Source organism: Mesorhizobium sp. M7D.F.Ca.US.004.01.2.1, from assembly GCF_003997785.1.
In the GTDB taxonomy this organism is placed as follows: domain Bacteria; phylum Pseudomonadota; class Alphaproteobacteria; order Rhizobiales; family Rhizobiaceae; genus Mesorhizobium; species Mesorhizobium loti.
Map to the genome: position 1 here is coordinate 1 of NZ_RZRQ01000394.1, position 4957 is coordinate 4957.

General features: G+C 62.9%; 8 protein-coding genes. 1 reads left to right on the forward strand and 7 read right to left on the reverse strand.

Annotation, left to right across the window (positions count from 1 at the left end; all coding sequences use genetic code 11):
* Positions 1 to 39: 39 nt before the first annotated feature.
* Both EN993_RS31295 and EN993_RS37200 read right to left on the reverse strand, forming a co-directional pair.
* Positions 40 to 318 (reverse strand): PepSY domain-containing protein, encoded by a 279-nt coding sequence (locus EN993_RS31295; protein ID WP_127265697.1) that lies wholly within the window; start codon positions 316 to 318, stop codon positions 40 to 42.
* A gap of 85 nt (positions 319 to 403) precedes the next feature.
* A complete protein-coding gene (locus tag EN993_RS37200) occupies positions 404 to 628 on the reverse strand; it encodes a hypothetical protein (RefSeq protein ID WP_164757925.1) in 225 nt (74 codons plus the stop codon).
* Between EN993_RS37200 and EN993_RS31300 the strand changes: the two genes are divergently transcribed.
* A complete protein-coding gene (locus tag EN993_RS31300; RefSeq protein WP_245469022.1) occupies positions 627 to 1073 on the forward strand; it encodes a plastocyanin/azurin family copper-binding protein in 447 nt (148 codons plus the stop codon). The genes EN993_RS37200 and EN993_RS31300 overlap by 2 nt on opposite strands.
* Before the next feature lie 59 nt (positions 1074 to 1132).
* Here the strand turns inward: EN993_RS31300 and EN993_RS31305 are convergent, their stop codons facing one another.
* From EN993_RS31305 to EN993_RS31325, 5 genes are all read right to left on the reverse strand, one after another.
* Complete coding sequence (locus EN993_RS31305; RefSeq protein ID WP_126068005.1) at positions 1133 to 1723, reverse strand: NAD(P)H-dependent oxidoreductase; 591 nt, start codon at positions 1721 to 1723, stop codon at positions 1133 to 1135.
* Positions 1724 to 1755: 32 nt separating this feature from the next.
* The gene (locus tag EN993_RS31310) at positions 1756 to 2142 is read right to left on the reverse strand and encodes a hypothetical protein (RefSeq protein ID WP_109672506.1); all 387 of its coding nucleotides are present in this window, start codon (positions 2140 to 2142) and stop codon (positions 1756 to 1758) included.
* A gap of 84 nt (positions 2143 to 2226) precedes the next feature.
* The gene (locus EN993_RS31315; RefSeq protein WP_109672558.1) at positions 2227 to 3480 is read right to left on the reverse strand and encodes an MgtC/SapB family protein; all 1254 of its coding nucleotides are present in this window, start codon (positions 3478 to 3480) and stop codon (positions 2227 to 2229) included.
* A gap of 11 nt (positions 3481 to 3491) precedes the next feature.
* A complete protein-coding gene (trxC, locus tag EN993_RS31320; protein ID WP_127265698.1) occupies positions 3492 to 3941 on the reverse strand; it encodes a thioredoxin TrxC in 450 nt (149 codons plus the stop codon).
* 28 nt (positions 3942 to 3969) lie between these two features.
* On the reverse strand, positions 3970 to 4957 hold a 988-nt coding region (locus EN993_RS31325; protein WP_127265699.1), incomplete at its 5' end, for an HAD-IC family P-type ATPase.

Consider the following 4957-nt stretch of genomic DNA (forward strand, 5'->3'; position numbering starts at 1 on the left):
GGCGATGCCCGCGCGTCCGTGGCTATCGAAACGTTCGGATCAATTTTCGCCGGCTTCGGCATTGTCGAGCTTTTCAAGGGTCTCGGCATTGTAGGCCATGTTCACCTTCTTGCCGGCCTTGTCGACCGCATAGACTTCGTAGCAACCCTTCTCGACCTTGATCTGGCGGACGGTGAGGCCTTCGCTAGTCAACTGCGCCTCGAGCGTTGCCTTGGGCTTGAACTGTGATTTCGGGGCGGTGCTGCAGCTGCTGCCGGCAGCGAGCGCCGGTCCTGCGACCATGCCGGCGAGAGCGGCGAGAACGAGTGTGCGATACATGATGGCTCCATTCGGGAGGTTGGGCGCGAATGTCGCGCCTGCGGTTGGGATTTCGATCAGCCGTGTCCAGACGGCGATTTCACCGTCATTGGTGCGACATAGCCAATTCAACCTGACAACTGGCTGACAGCTGCATCGCGCCGCAGATGGGCTCGCGCCGGACAGTTTGATTTGGCGCAAGGACGGAGGGTGACTCCGCGAGCAGGATGACGGTCGGGACGTAGAGCGCTTCGGCTGCCGTCCTGAAGGAGATTGCCATGAAAACCATTTTGAGGAGAGCAGCGCTCGGGCTTGCCGCCGCGATGCTCATGGCCGGCAGTGCCGGCGCCGTCCAGGCTGCTTCGCTTGTGCAGGTCTCGCTGTGGGACAAAGGCGCGAGTGCGGAGATGCCAATGGGGCTCGCCTATGCGACACCGGGACTCGATATCGCCAAGGCGACCATGGGCATCAGGACTTTGCCTGGCGCGGTAAAGGCCGGGGACGTCACATTCAATGTGAAAAATGACTCCAAGGACACCGTTCACGAAATGATCGTGATGTACCTTGCCGATCCCGGAAAGCCGCTTCCTTATCTTGAAGCCGAGAACCGTGTCGACGAAGACAAGGCTGGCGACAAGGGCGAAGTTTCGGAGCTTGATCCCGGAAAATCAGGCACATTGACCGTCGAGTTGAAGGCTGGAAAATACCTGCTTATCTGCAACGTGCCAGGTCATTATGGAGCCGGCATGTGGGCTGAATTCACCGTCGAGCCATAGGCCCTGAAGCAGGCAGCCCTTGGGGGGCTTTAGATTGTCCCGGTTTCCGGATCGCCACGCTATAGCCCTCGCTCCCCAAGCTTGCGCATCTGCCGGATCCACTTCGCCCGCGTCGCCTCGCTGGAAGCCGCGACCATGCCGAACAAGGTCTCGCGCACCGGACTGATGCCGACAAAATGCAGGATGCTTCGCTTCATGCCGGCGATGCCGTGTCCGAGGAACCATAGGCGGTAAAGAATTGAGGGCATGCCCATCGTCACCACGACGCGCGCAGAGCGGCCGCGAAGCAGTGTCTTGGTGAAACCGCCGCCCTTGTCCGGGTAGGCAAAGGCCGTCCCTGGCCGCATCACCTGTTCCAGAAATGCCTTGAGCATGGCCGGCATGGTTCCGAGCCACAGTGGGAAGACAAAGACGATATGCTCCGCCCAGACGATCGCCTCGGCTGCATCCCTCAGCTCGTCGGGAACCGCACCATGTTCGAACTCCTGCATCGTCCGCAGCATCGGAAAATCAAGCGCTGCCAGATCGACCCGGCGGACAGCATGTCCTGCCTTTTCCGCGCCCTCGCCATAGGCATTGGCAAGACCGCGGCAGAGCCGGTCCGGGGATGGGTCGGGATGGCCGACCACAATCAGGATGCGTCGTGACATGGTCTACTTCCACGGGGCCTGGCCCCGAAGCATCAGGGCCGCTCGACCCGTGCCACCTGGTAGGTGTGCATGGCGCCGTTGCGCTCGATAGACACATATTCGCCGGTCACGAACCGTTCGTCGCCAAGATGAAAGCCGACCTCGTCGTCGCGATCGCCTTCGGCATAGTCGAAATACCACTGTCCGCCTGGCTTGCGCCTCAGCCGGCCGATCAGGTCTTCCTCGCCGGTGCGAAAGCGGCGAACACGGCAAGAGGCCCTGTGCGATTTCCACTCTTCCGCGTCGATCCGGCCTTCGCCGGTCAATGGAGCCAGCACATCGTAGCCCTCTTCGCGGTCGCCTTCCGGATGGCCTTTTTCGCGGGCGAGCAGCAGCCGGACATGGCGGAATTTTGGGGTGAGATCCTTCAAATTGGTCATGGCGAACTCCTTTTAAGGAGTTCAATAGAGCCGTAGCTGGGCCTGCCCCTTGATCCGCATCAAAGTGGTTCGAGAACCGCGCTTTTATCCCGGACCAAACAACAACATTGCGCCGTAGCCGGCGGTCGCAGCGGCCAGGGTTGCGCCGGCCAGCGGCAACCAGAACCTGATCGGGCCGGCAAATACCGCCAGTGACAGGCGGCCGATCGCGTTTGCCGCCAGCGCCGCCAGCACCGCCTGACCGATAGTCTCGACAGGGACCGAATGCTCGACCAGCCGCAAGGCACTGAGCACAGAGACGTCGACATCGAACGTACCCGCCAGCGCCGAGGTCGCCAGCAAGCCACGGCCGCCGAATTGAGCGGCCAATGCAGCGCTCGTGGTCGCGACAACCGCGAACAGCAGGGCGAACAGCAGCAACGGGCCCAACTCGAATGGGTTGCGCGCGATAGCGCTGCCTTCACCATTTCCGCTGTCGCGAGCGAGCAGCAATGCCCCGCAGACAGCGAAGGCGAGCGCCGAGGCAATCGCCGGAATGCCCGCCGAAGCGAATACGCTCGGCTCGATGATCAGGACCACGGCACAAACGCGGAGCACCGAAACCATGGCCGCCAGCGAAGCCGCCCCGGCAAGCGGCAGAGGGTTGCTTGCCGACATGGCGTTGCGGGCAAGCGCTAAGGTCACGGCGGTGGAAGAGACGATCGCGCCGGCGAGCGAACTGACCAGAAGACCACGCGTATTTCCCAGAATGCGAACAGCCACATAGCCGGCGAACGAAATTGAGGCCATCAGCACCGTCAGGAACCAGACCTCCCACGGATTGAAACCGCCCCACGGGTCCATCGTCCGGTTCGGCAGTAAGGGCAGCACGATCGCCGTCATCACCGCCAGGATCAGCGCGGAACGAAGTTCGACCCAGGTCAGTCGCTTCAAAAGACCGTGCAGGACCTCGCGGCTGGCCAGGATTGCCGCCAATGCCGCCCCACCGGCAGCAGCCGCTCCATAATCACCGGCGACGGAAAGCGCGCCAAGCGCGAAAACGCCGAGGCCAGCGATCACGCTCGTGACGCTGAAATCTTCGTCATGGGCAGCCTCGCGCGCCTTGTACCAGGCGAAGACAGCGGCAAAAGCGATGAATCCGCCGACCAGCACCGATACCGCATCGAGCGCTTCGGCGAGTGCGGCCAGAATGCCGCCGAGCAGGCCGGATATGCCGAACGTGCGAATGCCAGCCGTGCGGCTGCGATCAGGTGCATCCCGCTCCTGCCAGCCACGCTCCAAACCGACGAGCAGGCCAATTGCCAAGGCCAGTCCGAGCCGGGCGATGAGGGGATCCATGGCGCGGAACTTCAGGCGGCGACCGTCGGCAGGCGGTCGCGAACCCACCTGACGATCTGGCCTGCCGTCATTGCGCCGGATGTACGCGCGATTTCGCGCCCGCCATGGAAGAGGATCATCGTCGGGATGCCTCGAATGTCGAGCCTTGCCGCAACGGCCTGCTCATTGTCCGAATTGAGCTTGATCAGGCGAACATGCGGCTCCAGCTCGGTGGCCGCGGCCTCATATGCCGGCGCCATCATCTTGCAGGGGCCGCACCATGGTGCCCAGATATCGACGACAACGGGCAAGCTGCTGCGCGCGATCTGATGATCGAAAGTCGCGGCGTCGACGTCTTCGGGATGCCCCGAAAACAGCCTGATCCCGCACTTTCCGCATTTCGCCTCCCTGGCATTGCGGGCCGGCGGCAGGCGGTTGACCCCACCGCATTTGCTGCAAACCACCAGATTCTGCTGTGCCATGGCCATTCACCGATTTTGCTGTGGTCCACTATGCGCGCCCGAGACGTCCATCGCCAAGAGTGCGCAGAGCGTTGAGGATGACCGCCACGTCGATCCCTTCCTGGAGCAATGCACCTGCCACCGGCGTGATCTGCCCCATGGCCGCAGCAATCATTGCCACGGCCGAGAGCGCCAACCCGACAACGATGCTTTGCAGGGCAATCGCACGCGTCCGTTGGGCAATCCGCACCGCCTCGGCAACAGGCTCCAGCCGGTCGGCGAGAATGATGACATCCGCTGCCTCGGATGAGGCCGTCGCCCCGCGCGCGCCCATGGCGACGCCAACCGTCGCGGCGGCAAGGGCGGGTGCATCGTTGATGCCATCGCCGACCATCATTGTTGGCGCCGTTGCTTTCTCGGCCTCGACCGTCGCGACTTTATCCGCAGGGACGGCATCGGCGACGATGACATCCAGATCGAGCCCGGAGGAAACATGCTTTGCTGCTGCACCGTCATCACCTGTCAGCATGACCATGCGCGTGATGCCAGCCGAGCGCAGATTGGCGAGCGCGTCGCGTGCATCAGGACGCAACGCATCGCCAAAGGTGAAAATGCCGGCAAGGTGTTTGCCGAGCGTGACAAAAACCCTCAACACCGGCTCATCCCGGTATCGTTCGTCGCCGCTTGTCGCCCATTTAGGCAGCGGCTTGTCGGCGAGCACGAGAGCCCGCGATCCCGCCGCGATCGACATGTTTTCGACCCGGCCCTTGAGGCCCGCGCCGCGATACTCGCGGACATCATGCGGATGCGAAAGCATCAGCTGCCTGCCGCGCGCCGCCCGGATGATCGAGTCGGCAAGCACATGATGCGAGGCCTGTTCCAACGATGCCAACAGCCGCAGCAGATGGTCGGTGTTGCGGCCGGGTGCAGCTTCGATTTCGATGAGCTCGGCGCCACCGATGGTCAAGGTGCCGGTCTTGTCGAAGATCGCGGTCCGAACCTGCGCGAGGGCTTCCAGCGCCGCCGAGCCTTTCATC